The sequence below is a fragment of the Turicibacter sp. GALT-G1 genome, from assembly GCF_025594995.1.
Taxonomy (GTDB): Bacteria; Bacillota_I; Bacilli_A; order MOL361; family Turicibacteraceae; genus Turicibacter; species Turicibacter bilis.
Map to the genome: position 1 here is coordinate 1 of NZ_JAMQUS010000008.1, position 20,777 is coordinate 20,777.

Annotated in this window: 19 protein-coding genes and 1 pseudogene; all 20 read right to left on the reverse strand. The window is 34.9% G+C overall.

Features of this window, described 5'->3' with window-relative positions:
• Positions 1–900: tyrosine-type recombinase/integrase (locus NEH74_RS01485; RefSeq protein ID WP_055304346.1), on the reverse strand; the 900-nt coding region annotated here is incomplete at its 3' end.
• 106 nt (positions 901–1,006) lie between these two features.
• Entirely contained in the window at positions 1,007–1,471 is a 465-nt protein-coding gene (locus NEH74_RS01490; RefSeq protein WP_055241448.1) for a GNAT family N-acetyltransferase, read from the reverse strand.
• 84 nt (positions 1,472–1,555) lie between these two features.
• Positions 1,556–2,017: a metal-dependent transcriptional regulator gene (locus tag NEH74_RS01495; RefSeq protein ID WP_144436935.1), complete on the reverse strand. Its 462-nt coding sequence runs from the start codon at positions 2,015–2,017 to the stop codon at positions 1,556–1,558.
• Between the two features lie 118 nt (positions 2,018–2,135).
• The gene (gene frr, locus NEH74_RS01500) at positions 2,136–2,693 is read right to left on the reverse strand and encodes a ribosome recycling factor (RefSeq protein WP_055241450.1); all 558 of its coding nucleotides are present in this window, start codon (positions 2,691–2,693) and stop codon (positions 2,136–2,138) included.
• 2 nt (positions 2,694–2,695) lie between these two features.
• On the reverse strand, positions 2,696–3,412 hold the full coding sequence (gene pyrH, locus NEH74_RS01505; RefSeq protein WP_055241452.1) for a UMP kinase: 717 nt from the start codon (positions 3,410–3,412) through the stop codon (positions 2,696–2,698).
• Positions 3,413–3,488: 76 nt separating this feature from the next.
• Entirely contained in the window at positions 3,489–4,361 is an 873-nt protein-coding gene (gene tsf, locus NEH74_RS01510; protein WP_055304348.1) for a translation elongation factor Ts, read from the reverse strand.
• A 277-nt stretch (positions 4,362–4,638) separates the two neighbouring features.
• Positions 4,639–5,379: a 30S ribosomal protein S2 gene (rpsB, locus tag NEH74_RS01515; RefSeq protein WP_055241456.1), complete on the reverse strand. Its 741-nt coding sequence runs from the start codon at positions 5,377–5,379 to the stop codon at positions 4,639–4,641.
• Positions 5,380–5,612: 233 nt separating this feature from the next.
• The gene (locus NEH74_RS01520; protein WP_055241457.1) at positions 5,613–6,008 is read right to left on the reverse strand and encodes a hypothetical protein; all 396 of its coding nucleotides are present in this window, start codon (positions 6,006–6,008) and stop codon (positions 5,613–5,615) included.
• A gap of 283 nt (positions 6,009–6,291) precedes the next feature.
• The gene (nrdF, locus tag NEH74_RS01525) at positions 6,292–7,257 is read right to left on the reverse strand and encodes a class 1b ribonucleoside-diphosphate reductase subunit beta (RefSeq protein WP_055241459.1); all 966 of its coding nucleotides are present in this window, start codon (positions 7,255–7,257) and stop codon (positions 6,292–6,294) included.
• 17 nt (positions 7,258–7,274) lie between these two features.
• Positions 7,275–9,359, reverse strand: a complete 2,085-nt coding sequence (gene nrdE, locus NEH74_RS01530; protein ID WP_262940959.1) for a class 1b ribonucleoside-diphosphate reductase subunit alpha — start codon at positions 9,357–9,359, stop codon at positions 7,275–7,277.
• Positions 9,360–9,817: 458 nt separating this feature from the next.
• Positions 9,818–10,747 (reverse strand): SPFH domain-containing protein, encoded by a 930-nt coding sequence (locus tag NEH74_RS01535; protein ID WP_055241462.1) that lies wholly within the window; start codon positions 10,745–10,747, stop codon positions 9,818–9,820.
• 14 nt (positions 10,748–10,761) lie between these two features.
• Entirely contained in the window at positions 10,762–11,211 is a 450-nt protein-coding gene (locus NEH74_RS01540) for an NfeD family protein (protein ID WP_055274946.1), read from the reverse strand.
• A 94-nt stretch (positions 11,212–11,305) separates the two neighbouring features.
• Positions 11,306–12,214, reverse strand: a complete 909-nt coding sequence (gene xerC / locus NEH74_RS01545) for a tyrosine recombinase XerC (RefSeq protein WP_055274944.1) — start codon at positions 12,212–12,214, stop codon at positions 11,306–11,308.
• Positions 12,215–12,381: 167 nt separating this feature from the next.
• Positions 12,382–13,680, reverse strand: coding sequence for an FADH(2)-oxidizing methylenetetrahydrofolate--tRNA-(uracil(54)-C(5))-methyltransferase TrmFO (gene trmFO, locus NEH74_RS01550; RefSeq protein WP_055241468.1), 1,299 nt, complete (start codon positions 13,678–13,680; stop codon positions 12,382–12,384).
• A 283-nt stretch (positions 13,681–13,963) separates the two neighbouring features.
• Positions 13,964–16,027, reverse strand: coding sequence for a type I DNA topoisomerase (topA, locus tag NEH74_RS01555; RefSeq protein WP_055304353.1), 2,064 nt, complete (start codon positions 16,025–16,027; stop codon positions 13,964–13,966).
• 518 nt (positions 16,028–16,545) lie between these two features.
• The gene (locus NEH74_RS01560) at positions 16,546–17,343 is read right to left on the reverse strand and encodes a DNA-processing protein DprA (protein ID WP_055241473.1); all 798 of its coding nucleotides are present in this window, start codon (positions 17,341–17,343) and stop codon (positions 16,546–16,548) included.
• Between the two features lie 81 nt (positions 17,344–17,424).
• Complete coding sequence (locus NEH74_RS01565; protein WP_055241474.1) at positions 17,425–18,195, reverse strand: ribonuclease HII; 771 nt, start codon at positions 18,193–18,195, stop codon at positions 17,425–17,427.
• A gap of 325 nt (positions 18,196–18,520) precedes the next feature.
• Positions 18,521–19,390, reverse strand: coding sequence for a ribosome biogenesis GTPase YlqF (ylqF, locus tag NEH74_RS01570; RefSeq protein ID WP_055241476.1), 870 nt, complete (start codon positions 19,388–19,390; stop codon positions 18,521–18,523).
• Between the two features lie 72 nt (positions 19,391–19,462).
• A pseudogene (gene lepB, locus NEH74_RS01575) lies at positions 19,463–20,017 on the reverse strand (signal peptidase I).
• 77 nt (positions 20,018–20,094) lie between these two features.
• Positions 20,095–20,649, reverse strand: coding sequence for a signal peptidase I (gene lepB, locus NEH74_RS01580; RefSeq protein ID WP_055241478.1), 555 nt, complete (start codon positions 20,647–20,649; stop codon positions 20,095–20,097).
• Positions 20,650–20,777 lie beyond the last annotated feature (128 nt).

Genomic DNA, 20,777 nt, shown 5'->3' on the forward strand with positions numbered 1-20,777 from the left:
GTTTAGTGTTGACAATCCATCTTGAATCTCTGAACCAAATAATTTTATATAACGTTGAGTAGTTTCTAAAGACGAATGATTTAACAATTCCTTAATAATGACTACATTCACATCAGCTTTCACTAAATCACGAGCATAAGTATGTCTAAGAATATGTAAACTCGTTTCAACACCCCTAGAACGTGCATACGCTCTAAATATATTCTTTAATGACCTTGCACTTAACTCTTCACCATAAACACTAGGGAACAATGGACTATCTCCTTTTAATTGAGTGATTCTAAGCCATTCATTAAGTATTTTGATAATACTATGGCTCAAGTAAATCGTTTGTGGCTTATGCGACTTTGTATCCCTTAAATAAAGCGTACGATTGTGTAAATCTAAATCACTAACTTTAACCTCTCTAACATTACGTGACCTAATACCACAGGATAAGACTAAATTAGCTATTGCCCATGACCTTACCTCTGAAAAGGTCATTTTAGTTGGCTTAGCAATTAGCTTTTGCACTTCCTCTTGTGTTAGTGGGGTTTTGTTCTCCGTTGTATCCTTTAGCAACTCAATATTAAACTTAGCACAATAACCACACTTATAAGCATAATTCATGAGTTTTCTAATATACTTAAGTCTTTCATTGACACTAATAACCTTGATTCCACGTTCATTAGTTAAATAATTGATGTAACCATTCATAGCCTTTGGTGTTATATCCTCAATTAAACAATCCTCTCCAAAGTAATCCGATAGCACAATAAAGTTAAATTCATTATTCTCTAGGGTTTGTGGTCTAAAGTTTCTAGCCTTGCTATACTCCATATGTTCGTCATAAAGTTGTTTCAATGTCATCTCTTTAGTTTGATTGATTCTAAGCCTATTTTTTACCGTTTTAGTAGCCATAAATTAGTCTCCATTTCATATGAATTTTAGTTAAAAGGAAATGGAACATATTTTTAGCAAGTATTGAACGCTTTGATTAAGCACTAAACTCAAGAATATGATAATATCAACGATTATAGGCATTCAAATTCCATTCATAAACATTAATCTCTCGAACGCCCATCATATACATTTCAAGATGAAAAGGAACGACGTAGTTCCCTAACCATCGAGCTCCTAAACGTTGACACGTCTTATTTGATGGAAGATTATCTGGAAGACAGCTAATATACAGATAATTCATCCCATGTAATTGGGCCACTCGTTTAATAATTTGACAAGCTTTAGCTGCATAATGATGACCACGATAAGGGGGATATATTTCATACCCTATATTTCCTCCATAAAATGTATTTTCATTATATCCAACTCGAATATCAATTTTTCCAATCTCATAAGGCATTAAATGCTGTTTAATTTGAAAATGGTAGGATGGTGCGGCGAATTTTTCAAGATGAGCTGGAACTTTTTTTTCAATGATTAAATCAATTTCTCCATCTGTTAAATAACCCACATCTTTAAATCTAAACATGATATTAACACTCCTTCGTGTCCTTTACATTATTCCTTATCATCATACGTGACAATTCTAAAAAAATGAAAAAAAAGACAATATTCATTGTCTTTTTTTAAACTGATGAAACTGTTCTCGAATCTGAGGAAAACGAATAAAGAAATCTATTAATTTATTCAAACACTGAAGGGTTTCTTGCCCCACTGTATGTTCCATTTTTTCTGTCTCATCTAATAAATCTTGTTGAACACCAATCTCTTGTAAAAATTGATAGATTAGATGATGCCGTTGATATAAATACTGAGCGACTTTCCATCCCTCATTTGTTAAACGAATTTTCCCATAACGTTCATATATGATTAAATTCTTTTCATTCAATTTTTTTATCATCTTGGTCACAGAAGATGATTTTATATTTAATGAAGTTGCTAATTCATTTACTCTGATTTCTATTTTATTAGGCTGTGCTAATCGATAAATCATTTCAATATAATCCTCTTCGCTGGCAGTTAAGTTAGCCTGTTTCATGTAATCATAAAAGGTATGATACTCTTGAATTCCCACCTCAATTCCTCCCTATCCCGCTTTAATTACAATTCAATTTATTCTAGTTTTTAACCATCTATACCTAATTTAACTTTTTAAAAATAAAAAAGACTACCAAATAGGTAGTCCTATAAAACTAGATTGACATGATATCTTTTTCTTTTTCGTCCGCTGCAGCGTCTACTTCTTTGATTTTCTTGTCAGTTAATTTTTGTACATCTTCTGTGTAACCTTTTAATGCATCTTCTGTGATCTCACCATTTTTTTGTAATTTTTTAAGATCATCGTTTGCATCACGACGTACGTTACGGATTGCTACTTTTGCATCTTCAGCAAATCCTTTAACTTTTTTAGCTAATTCACGACGACGCTCTTCTGTTAAAGCAGGTACGTTTAAACGAATAACTTCTCCATCGTTGTTTGGAGTTAATCCGATGTTAGCCTCGTTGATGGCACGTTCGATAGAAGATAATGTTGATTTATCATATGGCTTAATCACTAATTGACGAGCTTCAGGAACTGTCACTTGTGCCATTTGATTAATTGGAGTTGGCATTCCGTAGTAATCCACTTGGATGTTTTCTAATAAAGCAGCGCTAGCACGACCTGTACGTAAAACTGCGAATTCACGTTTTAATGAGTCGATTGCTTTGCTCATACGAGTTTCAGCATTTGTTAATACATTTTTAGGCATGATTATCTCCCCTTTACAATTGTTCCAATTTGTTCACCAGCAACGGCTTTCTTAATATTCCCAGATTCATTCATATTAAACACTAATAATTCAATATCATTATCCATACATAAAGAAGCCGCTGTTGAATCCATAACTTGTAATCCTTGATTTAATACTTCTAAATACGTTAATTCATCGTATTTAGTTGCTTTTGGATTATAACGAGGATCATCGTTATAAACTCCATCAACACCGTTTTTAGCCATTAAAATAGCATCGGCATTAATTTCAGCCGCACGAAGAGCAGCCGTTGTATCTGTTGAGAAATAAGGGTTCCCTGTTCCTCCACCAAAAATCACGATACGTCCCTTTTCTAAATGGCGAATAGCACGACGTCGGATATATGGCTCAGCAATTTGATTCATATGAATTGATGTTTGTGTACGCGTTTGAATTCCACAAGCTTCTAAAGCATTTTGTAAAGCTAAGGCATTCATAACTGTCGCTAACATCCCCATATAGTCAGCACTTGAGCGTTCCATCCCCATTTCACTAGCCGTTTTACCACGCCAGATATTTCCTCCACCTACAATAATGGCAATTTCTACACCAGTTTCGTAAGCACTTTTAATTTGTAAAGCAATTTGTTGTACAGTTTCGGCATCGATACCAAACCCTTTTCCTCCAGCTAAAGCTTCACCACTAAGCTTTAAAACAACACGTTTATATGCAGACATTACGGCACCCACTTTCTCATCCTTTTATATCCAAAGCAAGGGACACAGTGCTGTGTCCCTTAAATATGAATCGTAATTATGCGCGAACTTGGCTCATTACTTCTTCAGCGAAGTTTGCAACAACTTTCTCAATTCCTTCTCCAACTTCTAAGCGGATGAATGATTTGATAGTTGATCCGTTGTTTGCAGCAAACTTAGCAACTGTTACATCACCATCTTTAACGAATGGTTGTTCTAACATACATACATCTGCTAAGAATTTGCGGATACGTCCTTCAACCATTTTTTCAACGATGTTAGCTGGTTTTCCTTCGTTTAATGCTTCTTGAGTTAAGATTTCACGTTCTTTAGCTACAACTTCTGCAGGAACTTGTTCTACAGTTAAGTATTGAGGGTTGATTGCAGCAGCGTGCATTGCAGCATCTTTAGCTACTTCTTCTTTACCTTCAACAACAGTTAACGCAGCAATACGTCCACCCATGTGTAAGTAAGATCCGAAGAATTCGTTGTCAGCTTTCTCAACAACAGTTAAACGACGTAAAGTAATTTTTTCTCCGATTGTTGAAGTTGCTTCGATTAACATTCCATCTACAGTAGTTCCTTCAACTTCGATTGCTAAAGCTTCTTCTACTGTTGCAGGTTTGTTAGCTACTAAGATTTTTCCTAATTTATCTAATAAAGTTAAGAATTGTTCGTTTTTAGCAACGAAATCAGTTTCTGAGTTTAATTCGAAGATAACTGCAGTGTTTCCTTCGATTGCTACTGAACATAATCCTTCAGCTGCTACACGATCAGATTTTTTAGCCGCTTTAGCGATTCCACGCTCACGTAACCAATCGATTGCAGCAGACATATCTCCATTTGTTTCTACTAATGCTTTTTTACAGTCCATCATACCTGCACTAGTTTTTTCACGTAATTCTTTAACCATAGCCGCTGTAATTGCCATTATGATTCCTCCTAATGTTTTTTATAAAAATTTAGAGTTTGCTTATAGTTGCATCTTCTTGATAATAACAAAAAAACACAAATATTGCAAGTCATTGAATACCTCAATCACTTATTTAAACGAATTCAGTCTTAAATACTCCCTATCTATTGTAACAGGTTTCTAAAAGCTTTATTCACTTAATTTTAAATTATCATTCTGAACGTTATTAATGATTAAGTAGTTTTCAAAAAAAATACCTTTAACTCATATTGAGAAAAAGGTATTCATTATCAAATTACTCAGCTGCTACTACTTCTTCAGCAACTACTTCTTCAGTAGCTACTTCTTCAGCAGAACCTTGGTTAACTTCGATGATTGCATCAACCATTTTACCAACGATTAAACGTACCGCACGGATAGCGTCATCGTTAGCTGGGATTACGTAATCAACATCTTCAGGATCACAGTTAGTATCTACGATACCGAATACTGGGATGTTTAATTTACGAGCTTCAGCGATTGCAATACGCTCTTTACGAGGATCGATTACGAAGATTGCGCTTGGTAATTCTTTCATATCGCGGATTCCGCCTAAGAATTTATTTAAACGATCCATTTCTTTACGTAATGTGATAACTTCTTTTTTAGGTAATACTTCGAAAGTACCATCTTGCTCCATAGTTTCTAACTCTTCTAAACGAGCGATACGAGCTTGGATAGTTTTGAAGTTAGTTAAAGTTCCACCTAACCAACGTTGGTTAACCCAGAATTGTCCACCACGGATAGCTTCTTCTTTAACAGCTTCTTGAGCTTGTTTTTTAGTTCCTACGAATAAAACACGTCCACCATCTTTAGCAACTTCTTGTAAAGCGTAGTATGCTTCATCTAATTTCTTAGCTGTTTTTTGTAAGTCGATGATGTAGATTCCGTTACGATCTGTGTAGATGTATTTTTTCATTTTTGGGTTCCAACGACGAGTTTGGTGTCCGAAGTGTACCCCTGCTTCTAACAATTGCTTCATTGAGATAATAGCCATTGTAAGTTCCTCCTAAATTTAAATTTGTTCGGCCGCCACATACTTCATCACTAATTGCCACTATAATTCATAGCACTCGACAATTCGCTCCATATGTGTGTGTATTTTTATGCCATGAATAAATGTATCATACTTCGCCTTTTTTTTCAATCGAATCTTCAATTTTTTTAGCTTTATATAAAAAAAACTTTCTCAACGAGAAAGTTTTAGTGAGGTTATCATCTTCTATTTACCTAATTATAGTATTCTAAGTCTGCCTCATCTGCTACACAAATAATGGTTTGTAATAAAAATGGTGGAAATGAAAGTTGATTAGTCTTAATACTTTTTGGATCCGTAATTACTTTTGCACAACGAATTCCATCCTGTGTTAAAACTAATACATATTGTCCCTTTCTAATTTCTTGTTGCATCACTGCATATGTAAATTTTCCATTATATCCTTTAAATTGCACATCGACAACAGTCACTCGCTCATTTGAATACTGCTCATCAGTTACGAAGTGTTCCTCAATTTCATCCTTAACTTGCTGTTGTTCACCTTGTTTTGGAATCAAGAAATAGATTAACATTCCTAATCCAATTAATAATATGATTATGATGACACTAACCAACAAAATTGTTTGCACAATATCACCTCGTTACCTGTTTTCTCCCTATGACTATAAACAAATTTTATCCAATGTAACAGTCAAAATCAACAGTATTATGTATTTTTTTCCATGATTTTGACGCCATTCGTAATGTTTTTTCGAATCCCTCAAAATTCGACAAAATTCTTCTGGTAAATGACGCGCTTTCACGTCGAAATCGACTGGTTATACAAAGAAAATAAGCTACTTTTTTATAAAATAGCTTATTTTGTAGAAAAAACAGGTTTTATGTTGTAATCATTATTACGCGTGCTTCACATTAAAACTCAAAATCTGAATCTTGTAATGGTTCTACCTTCGTCGTTTTAATATAACCATTCCCTTTTGTTGAGAAGAAATCATGATTCTTTGTTTCAACTGAAACTCCATTCATTACGATTGGATTAATATCTTGTTCAGTTGTTTCAAATAGCGGATCAAAGTTCAGGCATTGTAATGCATAGTTCACATTATACTGAATGTACGTCTGCACATCATCTAGCATTCCAATTTCTTTATATAACAATTTTGAGTAATCACACTCAATTTCATAAATATCCTGAATCATTGAATAAGTTTTTGCTTTAAGTTCTTGCTGCTTATCGGCATCAAATGTTGCAAATAATTCCTGCGCAAAAAAGCCAACACCAACGGTATGAAGTTTTTCATCACGTAAAATTAGATTAATAATTTCTCCACTATTCACCATTTTCCCTTGTCCCGCTAACCATAACGGTAAAAAGAATCCACTATAAAAGCAAACTCCTTCTAAACATAAACAACCTACCATTGACATAAAAAGAGACTCTTCATTTTCAATGCTGTAATAAGTCTTCATAATCCGATCAACCTTTTGTTGAAGGGATTTTGTTTCTTCGATCCAGTCAAATAATTCGTCAATTCGTTCTGTCGTACACAAGGTTTGAAAAATAGTTGAATACGACCTCGCATGAATACTCTCAAATCCTGCAAATAACGCTAAAATACTTTTCACAAAAAGACTTGGTGATTTTTCAGCAATTTTTTGAATTCCTGTCGATTGTTCTGTATCTAATAACGTTAATCCTGCAAGGATTCGCTCATACGTAACTTTAACTTCAGGAGCTAATGTTTCCCATGTTGATTTATCTTCTGAGACTGGGATTTCCTCAGGTAGCCAAAACTGTTCGGTTTGCTTTAAATATAAATCATCATAAAATTGATGATCTGGTGCGTTCCAATTCACTGCTTGATATCGTTGTTTCACCTTTCTCACCCTTCCCCTTAAACTGAACATGTTGTACATTCTTCAAATGCTAGATTTTTTGTACGCGTATAATATAAACTTTTTAATCCTAAATGATGGGCATATAAATAGTAACGAACTAACTCACGTGTACTCGTATTACTATCGACATAAAGTGTCGTACTAATTCCTTGATCAATATGAGGTTGAATTTCAGCCACTAACTCTAATACCTTCATCATATTCATATGGTACGCTGATTTATAAAAGAAAATATTATCTTCTCCTAAATACGGCATTGGATAGTAAGTCGTTGCATTACCGTATGTACGGCGCTCCACTAAATCAACGATCGGTAAAATACTTGCCGTTGCATTTTGGACATAACCAATACTTTGTGTTGGGGCAATCGCTAAGCGATAGGCATGATACATTCCACTTTCTTTTACAGCCGTCGCAAGTTTAGCCCAATCTTCCGTTGTAGGAATCATCATATCTCCAAACAATGCTTTAATACGATCAGTAGTTGGCGTATAATCTATTTCTTGATAATTCTTGAAATAGTTACCATTCGCATATTCAGAGTGCTCAAAGCCGGTAAAACTTTGGCCTTTTTCAATCGCGATTTGCATACTACGCTCAATTGAATAATAATTCACCATCATAAAGAATGTTCGTGCAAATTCTTTCGCAAGATCACTTTCATAAGCAATTTTATTTTTGGCGAAAAAGCCATGTAAATTCATACACCCTAATCCAACAGCATGTAATTCATGATTCGCTTTATTAATGCCTGGTGCATTGGAAATAGCTGAAAGCTCACTAACACTCGTTAAAGCGTCCATTCCACTATAGACACTTTCTCGAATCGATTGCTTCTCCATCACATTGACAATATTTAATGATCCTAAATTACAACTAATGTCTCGGCGAATGATATCCTCTTGTCCATAATCATTAATCGTTGAAGTTTCTTGTAATTGGAAGATTTCTGTACAAAGATTAGACATTTTAATTTGCCCAATCTCTTTCAGTGCGTGAGCATCATTTGAATTTGATTTAAAAACCATATACGGATAGCCCGATTCAAATTGCATCTTTGCAATATGTGTTAATAGACGTCTTGCATCTAACGCTCGTTTTTTAATGGATTCATTTTGGACAAGTTCTTCATACATCACATCTAAATCTAAATCATCTAAATGTGTTCCAAGCGCTTGATAAACAGTATGTGGAGCAAAGACATACATTGGTTCATTCTTTTTGGCCAATTCAAAGAATTTACTTGGGACTACTACTCCAATCGATAAGGTCTGAATTCGACTTTTCTCATCTGCATTAATCTTCTTTGTATCTAAAAACTCTTCAATATCCCAGTGAAAAATATTTAAATAAGCGGCTCCTGCTCCTGGACGTTGACCAAGTTGATTGACATAGCTGAATGAGTCTTCTAACAATTTCATAACAGGTAACACACCGCTCGCTGCATTCTCAATTCCTTTAATCGACTCATTACGCGCACGAAGTTTTGATAAATTCAATGCCACTCCACCACCAATTTTTGATAATTGCATCGACGTATTAATATTATATGTAATTGAATTGAGTGAATCATCCATCTCTAGTAAGAAGCACGACACCATTTCACCACGGCGAGCCTTTCCCGCATTTAAAAATGTAGGTGTTGCTGGTTGATAGCGCTGCTCAATCATTGCAACGGCATAATCCATTGCTTTCTTTGCATCCCCTTGCGCTAAGTATAATGCAACGGCTACAATTCGATCTTCATAATACTCTAAATATTGCTGATGATCATTTGTTTTTAAAGCATAATCTTTATAAAACTTTGAAACCGCCATGAACGATTGAAATTTAAACTCATAAGAAAAGACAGTCTCACGAATACTTAAAATATCGTCTAATTCATATAATCTAAAGAAATCTTCATAATAATTCTCATCAATTAGCCAGCGTAAACGTGCCGCTTCTGTCTCAAATCGCTTCATTTTCGATTCTACTTCTTCTAAAAAGGCTTGAACTGCTTCACGATCTTTTTGTAACTGATAAAATCCATCTTTCTTTTGCATTAATTCATTATTTAACTGAATATATTTCTGTTCCATATGCTCACTCCTTTTAGAGACTCTCTTTCAATACGGTAATTTATAATAACATATTTTTTTCGACTTTTTCTACTAAAACGAACTGTTTTTTTTGTATATAAAAATGCAAAAAATACCCTTTATTTTTATTCTTTTTTCATGGAGTGCCGACCTTTGTATTATTCACATTAAAAACACCCTCATACCTCACCAAACAAAAAGAAGTAACCCATATGGTTAGGTTACTTTAGCTCCAATGATACATACTTAAATTATCAGCTTTATCATGAATGATACAAATAAAAGTTTAAATTCTTACTACAGATCTTTACCTCTTATCACTTCCCAAGTCCCCTCTAGTCTTCCTGCTTATCTTTAGACCCTGTCTATTAAAGACATCTATTATTAATAAGTGATAGTAGGAAGTTTCCTGTTATACTAAAAAAAAGACCTTATTAAAAGGTCTTTTTCTGTATCAATTAGTCTTCTTTAACCACTTGTGACGTTTCAGCAAGTGAAGCAATTAACCCACTAACATTTTGAATTTCAGATGGGATAATTAATTTTGTTGCTTTTCCATCTGCTACTTGTGCTAAAGCTTCAAATGATTTAAGTGTTAAAACTTCTGTTGTTGGGTGAGATTCATTTAGCATACGAAGCCCTTCAGCTGTTGCTTCTTGAACTTTTAAAATGGCTTCTGCTTCCCCTTCTGCACGGCGAATCGCAGCTTCTTTATCTGCTTCTGCCGATAAAATCATGGCTTGTTTACGAGCTTCTGCCTCAAGAATTTGTGATTCTTTTAATCCTTCCGCTTTTAAAATTGCAGATGTTTTTTCTCCTTCTGCTTGTAAGATTTTTTCACGACGTTCACGTTCTGCACGCATTTGTTTTTCCATGGCCGCTTGAATATCTTGTGGCGGAATAATATTTTTAACTTCTACACGGTTAATTTTAATTCCCCATGGATCAGTGGCTTCATCTAACACTGAACGCATACGAGAGTTAATAATATCACGTGAAGTTAACGTTTCATCTAACTCTAATTCCCCGATGATATTACGTAATGTTGTTGCTGTTAAATTCTCAATAGCAGCAAATGGATTACTTACCCCATACGTAAATAATTTAGGATCTGTAATTTGGAAGAAGACAACTGTATCGATTTGCATCGTCACGTTATCTTTTGTAATAACGGGTTGTGGTCTAAAATCAATAACTTGTTCTTTTAATAACACTTTATTTGCAACGCGATCCATAATTGGAATTTTAACATGAAGCCCAACAGTCCAAGTTGCAGCATAAGCACCGAAGCGCTCAATAACATAGGCATTTGCCTGAGGTACCACTTTAATGTTAGCTGCTACTAAAATAATAATAACAACCACAATAGCAATGATAAAATAAGCCATTTTTCCATCTCCCTTTATTTAATGATAATTGTGACTCCTTCAATACGTAACACAGTCACAATTTCATCTACTTTATATACTTGTTTACTTTCTGACATCGCACGCCATACTTTACCATCAAGCTTTACTTCACCGGTCGTATAAGGCCTAATCTCTTTTACTACCACAGCTTCTTTTCCAATCAACTCATCAACATTTGTTTTGACTTGACCGATTTTTAACTTTTCAACAGCTACTTTTCGAGTGGTCGCCACTAAGACTAATGAGACTCCCAAAAAGATAAGGAGTTGAACTATAAATGAATCAATAACAAAGGCAAATAACATGGCAACTAAAGCTCCGATTGCAAACCAAATTGAAACAATCCCTAAAGTCAATGCTTCAATAACAGCAAAGGCAATAGCAATCCAAAACCATAGCCATGTGAAAGGAATCCCCAAAACCAAACTCGTTAAACTGACCATCTTCTCTCACTCCATTCTAATTGTTACTCTTACACTGTTACTTTTACATTATAGCAAATTTATTCCTCATTTGATACATCTAGCGAATTTGCTTTCATTTATTTTCCATCTTTTTAGCGCGCGGGTGTGCTAACGCATAGGCTTGCTTTAAATGTTCTTTCGAAACATGCGTATAAATTTGAGTGCTCGATAAATGCTCATGACCTAACAGTTCTTGCACAGCCCGCAAATCTGCTCCATGATTTAATAAATGTGTCGCAAACGTATGGCGAATCATATGTGGAGCCAACTTAATATGATTTGCCGTTTGTTTCGTTAATCGATTTAAAATATCTCTTACCCCTCGTTCTGTTAATGGCAGTCCATAATGATTCAAAAATAAATAATCGGTTTCAATCTTTGATTTTTTTAGTAACCTAGGTCGACTCTGTTGTAAATATGCTTGGATTGATTCCACTGCAAATTCCCCTAATGGAATATATCGATCTTTCCCACCCTTACCGTGTACTAACATCATCCCTGTTTCAAAATCTAATTGTTTTAAGGTTAAGCCACAGCACTCTGAAACACGGATACCTGTGGCATATAGGATTTCCAATAATGCATAATTTCGACATCCTAGTACCGTTGATTGATCAATACTTTCAAATAAGGCAACCATTTCTTCCTCATATAAAAACTTTGGTAAAACTTGTCCTCCTTTAGGTGCCTTAATCATCGAAAAAGGATTATGAGAAATGACACCCTCCTTTAATAAGAACTGATAATACGAACGTAAAGATGAAAGTTTACGACTCACTGTACTTCGATTCAATTGATGCGTGTAGCAATAATTTAAATACGCACGGACTTCGCTATACTCCACATCTAACGGCTCAATCAGCTCCTGCTTACAAAAAGATTGCCATTCCTCTAAGTCTTTTTTGTAATTTAAAATCGTATGAGTTGAATAACGCTTCTCGTACGTTAAATACTCTAGATAACGATTAACCAGTTCTCTCATTATTCCTCACTCCCTCTACGTATAAAGAAAACAGTACTTATTGTACTGTTTTCCTTCATCGTTTATTTAATTGCCTGAAGCTATTTTTCTTCTTCATTTAGCAGATAAAGAGGCTGAAAGTCTTCAGATTCACCAAAGAACAAATTCTCCCTCACACTGATCAATGATTAGATTAATTCTTTACATTCATTGATTTTTTCAATGGCGCGTGCAGCATAAAGAGCTTTTTTCTCTTTTTTCTTAACACGTCCTGGTAAGTCTAAGAATAATCCGAAGTTCGCATTCATTGGTTGGAAACCATCTTGAGACGTATGAGTAATATAGTAAGCCATTGATCCCATAGCTGTTTCACGTGGGAATTCAATTAATTCTTCACCTAACATGTATTTCGCCATGTTAATTCCAGCTACCATTCCTGATGCTGCCGATTCAACGTATCCTTCAACCCCTGTTAATTGCCCCGCAAAGAATAAATCTTCACGTGTTTTAAATTGGTATGTTGGGCGAAGTAATACTGGTGAGTTAATGAATGAATTACGATGCATAACTCCATAGCGTACGATTTCAGCATTTTCTAATCCCGGAATCATTTGAACAATACGTTTTTGTTCTCCCCATTTTAAATGCGTTTGGAATCCTACTAAGTTGTATAAAGTTCCCGCTGCATTATCTTGACGTAACTGAACAACAGCATAAGGTGTCTCTCCTGTTTTTGGATCTTCAAGCCCTACCGGTTTCATTGGTCCAAATAAAACCGTTTGGCGACCACGTTTCGCCATTACTTCGATTGGCATACATCCTTCAAAGAAGACTTCTTTTTCAAATTCTTTAACTGGAACGACTTCTGCATTGATTAAAGCTTCATGCCAAGCATTAAACTCTTCTTCTGACATTGGACAGTTTAAATAAGCGGCTTCTCCTTTGTCATAACGAGATTTTAAATAAACTTTATCAAAATTAATTGAATCTTTTTCAATAATTGGAGCTGCTGCATCATAGAAGTAGAATGAGTTATGTCCTGTCATTTCACGAATATATGCACTTAAAGCATCACTCGTTAATGGTCCTGTTGCAACAATCGTTGGTCCCTCAGGAATTTCAGTTAACTCTTCACGAATGACTTCAATATTTGGATGATTACTTAAGAATTCTGTAATTTGTCCTGAAAATCCTTCACGGTCAACTGCTAATGCTCCACCTGCAGGAACCGCATTCGCATCGGCTGCCTTCATGATTAATGAATCTAAAATACGCATCTCTTCTTTTAATACTCCAACAGCGTTTGCTAACCCATCTGCACGAAGTGAATTTGAACAAACTAACTCTGCGAAGTTTTGTGTGTGATGCGCAGGTGTATTTTTCACTGGGCGCATTTCATATAACTTAACTTGAATTCCACGTTTAGCTAATTGATAAGCGGCTTCCGAACCAGCTAAACCTGCTCCAATAACATTTACAAATTTCATTTTAACTTGCCTCCTAAGTTGCGAATTAACACATGGTTACAAATGAGAATTATATCATAAATTACGGATTCTGCTAATACATTTTGCAATAAGCCCGGCGCTAATACGACAAATCTCAAATCAAGGCGATGAAGCGGGAGAATTCCTTGAACTTTTCTTCATCTGCTTAAGCCAATCTCTTTTACCTATTAACCTAACATCCTGAATGACTTTATTATAACATAAACTTTTACCCTCTGTCTGTTTGCTTTAAAAACCCACCTTCTAAAAGGTGGGCTTTTGATTATTCTTCTTTATAGTCACATTCCTTATTCGGACATTGAATTTCATTTTTCTTCCCTTTAACGACTAACAAGCTATCGCATTTTGGACATTTCTTATCAACTGGTTTATGCCAAAGTGCATAATCACAGCTTGGATATTGATTACATCCATAGAAGACTTTTCCACGGCGTGTTTTCTTTTCAACGATTTCACCTTTTTCACATTTCGGACATTTAACTCCTGTCGAAACGGGTGCAGCCTCTTCTTTTGTTTCCTTTTTAATATACTTACATGTCGGATAGCCACTACATGCGACAAACTCACCGTAACGCCCACGACGAATGACAAGTGGACTACCACATTCTGGACATTCCTCCCCAATTTCAACTGGAGCAATTTTCTCCATATTTTTTTGAGCATCTTCAAGCATTGGCATAAAATGATCGTAAAAGACTTTTAATTCATCGTACCAAACTTTTTGTCCCTTTGAAATTTCATCTAAATTATTTTCCATCTCTGCAGTATACTCCACATTAATAAACTCAGAGAAGAATTCAGCTAATTTCTCACTTGTTAAAATTCCTTGATCCGTTGGCTTAAACTTTTTATCCTCAAGTGTCACGTAACCTCGATTTTTTAACGTCTCCATTGTTTGTGCATAAGTCGATGGACGTCCAATCCCTAACTCTTCCATTTCCTTAATTAATTTCGCTTCGCTATAACGAGCAGGTGGTTGAGTAAAATGTTGTTGTGGTTCAACATCAACTAACGCTAACGTATCCCCTTCACTTAAACGTGGTAAAGCTGCATTTTTTGTTTCTTCATAGCTATAGACACGTAAATATCCATCAAACACTAGCACTTGACCGTTAACGCGGAATAAGTAATCATTTGAGCGAACTTCAATCGTTGTCGCTTCAACTGTTGCACTTTTCATTAAGCTCGCAACAGCACGTTCCCAAATGAGTTTATATAAACGCAGTTCATCACGTTTTAAATAAGGTTTCATCTCTTCTGGTGTACGCGCGACTGATGATGGGCGAATAGCCTCATGCGCTTCTTGTGCATTTTTAACTTTCTTCGCATTTGTACTTCCTGTTTTAACATAATTTGCACCATAATTTTGTTTAATAAATGACTTAGTTGCATCAACGAAGTTATCGGCTAAACGAGTCGAGTCGGTACGCATATATGTAATTAATCCAACAGTTTCGGAACCGATATTAACCCCCTCGTATAATTTTTGAGCAATTGTCATTGTCTTCTTCGCATTATAACCTAATTTACTTGCAGCTTCTTGTTGAAGAGTTGAAGTGATAAATGGTAACTTCGGTTGTTTTGATTTATTTTTCTTTTCAACCTTTTCCACTACATAAGGATCACTTAATTCAGCTAAGATGGCTTTGACTTCATCTTCATTCGCAATTGAAATCTTCTTATTAGCTTTCTTTACTAATTCTGCTTCAATTTTTGCACTTTCCCGCTCAAACATAGCATGAACTGACCAGTATTCTTCACTAACGAATTTTTGAATTTCTTTCTCACGTTCAACAATTAACTTCAATGCTACTGATTGAACTCGTCCCGCACTTTTACTTTTGATTTTACTTTGTAATAACTTACTTAATTTAAATCCAATAATGCGGTCTAAAATACGACGACTTTCTTGAGAGCGAACCAAATCCATATCAATCGCACGTGGATGTTTGAATGCTTCTAAAATCGCATCTTTTGTAATCTCATTAAATACTACTCGACGCTCTAAATCAACATCAAGTCCTAAAACATCTGCTAAATGCCAACTAATCGCCTCTCCCTCGCGGTCGGGGTCAGTTGCGAGGTAAACAGCATCTGAATTTTTAGCTGCTTGTTTTAATTCTTTAATGACCTTTGATTTTCCTGTTACGTTTTTATAGTTGGGTTTAAAGTGGTCTTCAACATCCACACCTAAACCTCCTGGACCTGTCGTTGCTAAATCTCGAATATGACCAACGCTTGATAGAACCACATAATCTGCTCCTAAGTAGTTTTCAATCGTTTTAGCTTTAGCAGGCGACTCTACAATTACTAAATTTTTCCCCATACCTATCACCTTTTCTATCTCAATAACTAATAACCGGCTTAGCTTCTAAACTTAGCTAAGTTAATCTTTCATCTATTATTCGACTTTATTTTAAAAACATTCAATGAGTCTGCTGATTCATTCAACGCTTATCTGTAGCAAATAGTCAAAATAAAACACAAAAAATATTACTGGTTTCTTTTCCTCTTGTCAACAATTTCATTATAAATTACAGATAAACATGAGGGTCTTTTACTTTTTTCATCTATAGATTCATTCAAAATTACTGTTTCACCAATGTCTCTTTTTATACCTACTATTGATTTTTTTCAACTCATTCTAGCAATTTCACCCCGTGATCCATCCATTTCCATGCTCCATTCTTTTTCCTCTCATCCTGATTTAAGTCGAATAAATCATCTCAGAATGCAGAAAAAAATAGATACTGTCGTATTTTCTGCGAATATAAAAAAATCTGACTTTAGAGGTGATTCTAAAATCAGATTTCATCAATGACACATCTTATTAATCTAGCTACCTTACTCTTCACTATGCACCCAATCTAACATATTAAGAACGTCCTGATAATGTGTCAAACAATAAGCGCCATTCTTAATTAAGTTTAAACTTCCTTCAGAATGAATAGAGTTATACGGAGCTGGTAGAGCATAAACCACTTTTCCCTCCTCGACTAGCTGTTGCGCAAGTTTTAAGCGCTTATCTTCTTTGACCGCTTCAATAACGACCATCACCTCACTTAATTCTTGCACCAATTGATGAGCTCGGTAAAACTGAGGTGCACTTGGATAAACATGTGGTGGATATTCAGTCATCACCAGATGATCTCGAGCAATCCGTTTATAAAGCTCAAAGTTTTCTTGCGGATAGACATGTAAAAAGCCCGACGATAAAAGGGCAATGGTTTTTCCACTTCTAACCGACAACAAATGGGCAATAGCATCGATTCCAAGTTGTAAATTTCCTACAATAGCGACATCCTGTGATAACAAATTTCCAACAATGGCTTTACATGATTCCATTCCATAAGCGGAGGGCCTACGATTCCCCATCACTCCTATTTTTTTCTTCTTTAATAGCATCAAATCACCTTGATAATACAACACAAACGGCGGACGAATCATCTCTTTGAAAAGGGATGGATACTCCTCATCTAACACCGTTAATACTTTGCTTTCTCCTAATTTTAACTTAGCTTGTGTCACTTGCTCTTGTGTGATTTGCTTCAACTTAATATCATCTTTTAAAACATCATACATTTTAAACCAATTACCATTTTTTAAAACACTTAATGCAATTAATTTTTCTCGTAATTCCATTTTAATCACCTAAGTTAATGTACGCTCATCGTCACTCATTTCTTTGTTAAAATAAAAAAAGATTACAAAAAGTAATCTCTTCTAAAATTTTGAGCGAATCGGTTCAAAAGATTGACGATGCTCTGAAATAATTCCATTTTCTTCAATGGCTTTTAAATGTTCCTTTGTTCCATAACCAACATGACGTTCAAATCCATAAGCTGGATATTTTTGTCCTAGTCGCTTCATATAGGCATCACGTGTCACTTTAGCAATAATACTTGCTGCAGCAATTGAGACACTTTTTGAATCTCCTTTAATAATTGGCGTTTGAGGGATATTTACATTCGGTAACGTCATCGCATCTAGTAATAAATGCTGCGGTTTAGGATCCATTTTTGCAATCGCACGTTCCATTGCTACTTTAGTCGCCTCATAAATATTTAATCGATCAATCTCTTCACTGGTACAAATTCCAACGCCAATACTGATCGCATGTTTTTTTATTTCTTCATAAAAATATAAACGCTTAGCTTCTGATAACTTTTTCGAATCATCAATTCCAAATAACCAGCAATCAGCTGGTAAAACGACAGCTGCTGCAATGACGGGCCCAGCTAACGGTCCACGTCCTACCTCATCGATACCTGCAATCAGTTCAACACCACTATAGCGAAGCTCATTTTCATAAATCGACATGGTAATAAATTTTTGGAATTCGTCATATTCCTTTTGCATTTTATTTTCATATTGTTTAACAAGCTTTTGAACACCACTACGTTCATCGGATTTTAATCGTTCAACAAAAGCTTCATCAACTACATCTTGTTGTAATATTTTTTTTATTTCATCTACCGTATACTTTTCCATCATTGAGCAGCTCACCTTTCTAAAGTAAAAAGCGATAACTTATTTATTCTATCAATGTTTTTTACATTAGTCAACTATGTTCAAATTTATGTCTTTTTTTGTAGAGAAAACTGTTTTTTTCTCGTTCTTTCTTATTTTAACATCATTCTAAGGTGGATTCTAGTTAATTTTTACTATTTTTCACAAATAGTTTACTAACCCTCACATTATAGACTAATTTTCATGATATTAGTCATTTTTTGTATTTTTTTCCTTTAACTACATCTTAATTTTAAAAAAAGAGTCGATGATTCAAACAAGATTGAATCCAACGACTCTTTTTATGTCTTTATTTTTCTTCTGATGTTGGAATATCACTAGGTAACTCAAATGATAAGCGTCCTAATTTCACACTACGAATTTCACGAAGTAAAATCTCGTAAACTTTATCATAATCCACATAGCCACCTGATTGTAAAAATCCACGCTTTTGTCCAATCTCATCTAATACAGCAACTTTATCTTCAAACTGACCACTTAAGTTATAACGTTCAACTAAACGATCTGGATAATGTGCAATTAAATAATCTAAAGCATACAAAATAATATCATCTAAATGTAAAATCGTATCTTTAATGGCACCAGTAACAGCTAAATTATAACCTACACGTTTTTCTTCAAACTTTGGCCATAATACTCCTGGTGTATCTAATAATTCTAATTCTTTTTCAACTTTAATCCATTGTTGTGCTTTTGTAACCCCTGGACGATCTCCAGTTTGTGCCGCTTTACGTTTCGCTAGATTATTAGTTAGCGTTGATTTCCCAACGTTAGGAATTCCTAAAATCATCGCACGAATTGGACGCGGACGTAATCCTTTCGCTTTTTCTTTTTCAAACTTCTCTTTTAGGATTTCTTTTGAAGCTTCCGTAATTTGCTTGATGGCATTTTGATGAAGCGCATCAATCGTAATGACGGGTTGACCTTTTTGTTTAAAATAATTTAACCATTGTTGTGTGACATTAGGATCTGCAATATCCGCTTTATTTAAAATGATTAATTTCGGTTTATGTTTAATAATTTCATTCATCATTGGATTACTCGATGAATATGGAATACGTGCATCTAGCAACTCATAAACGATATCAACTAATTGTAATTTTTCTTGAATTTGACGACGGGCTTTTGCCATATGCCCTGGAAACCATTGTACTGTCATCTTGTCACTCCCTAAGTTGTTTTTTAACCTAATAGTAGGTTATCACCATTTAAAACTTTAATTCCTACCTAATTATTCGATTTTACCAAAATGTAAAACTGGCCATTGTGTCCATATGACCTGACCTAAAATTTGATCTTGATGGATTAATCCAATTTGACGACTATCGAAACTATGCGGACGATTATCTCCAAGCACTAAATAATACCCCTCAGGAATTACCTCACACGGATTAAATTGACAAATCTCTTGTAATGTAAAATCCTACGTAAACAGTCCATTAGATGAAATGAGTGATTTCCCTTCATCAAGATAAGGTTCCTCAATTGATTCCCCATCCATATAAAGTTAATTTTGATCAATAGCTATCGTTTGAACGAGTAGTCCAATAATTCGTTTGACATAATATTTATCCGTGGATACTTCAAACACAACCACATCAAATGCATTTGGCTCATAACCACGCTACCACAAGATAACGGTATCCTCATCATGTAACGTTGGATACATCGATGCACCATCCACCTTTACCGGGGTAAAAATAAATCGATGAACGATAGTTACTGCAATCAAAATTATCATAAATGTCTTAATCCAATCAAAGACTTCACCTAAGATTGACTTCATCTCACCATGTTTAATCTAATCCCTATTTCATTTCACTCACTGACATTAAAAACGTCACTTCTTCTACCTGCTTCAAACTATTCAATTCGACCAAAACTTGATAGTGGCCATTGAATCCATGTTGCTTTACCTAGAATCTGATCTTCACTAATTAAACCAATATGACGACTATCTTTACTATGCGGACGATTATCCCCAAGCACTAAATAATAGCCTTCTGGAATGACGTCACATGGATCAAATTGACAAATTTCTTGCAAAGTAAAATCCCAAGTAAATTCACCACTATAAGAAACGAGTAATTTTCCTTCGTCAAGATAAGGTTCCTCAATCGGTTCCCCATCAATATAAAGTTGATCTTGATGATATGAGACAGTTTGACCTGGAACACCAATGACACGTTTCACGTAATAAACATCTGGTGAATATTCAAAAACAATCACATCAAATGGCTCAGGCTCATACCCAAGCTCCCATAAAATAACAGAATCTCCGTCATGCAACGTTGGATACATGGATGGTCCATCTACTTTTACTGGAGTAAACACATATTTATGAATGAGCGTTACGGCAATAAAAATAATAACAAATGTCTTTACCCAATCAAAAATCTCACTAAATACTTTTTTCATTCCCTTCACTCCACCATTATATTTTCAGTTAACAACCTGACTTAGCTGATAATCTGATTGAACATTACCCTCTAGTATTAGCTAAAGCCAGTTTGAACATACAGTTTACTGTTAATTTTACCATAAAG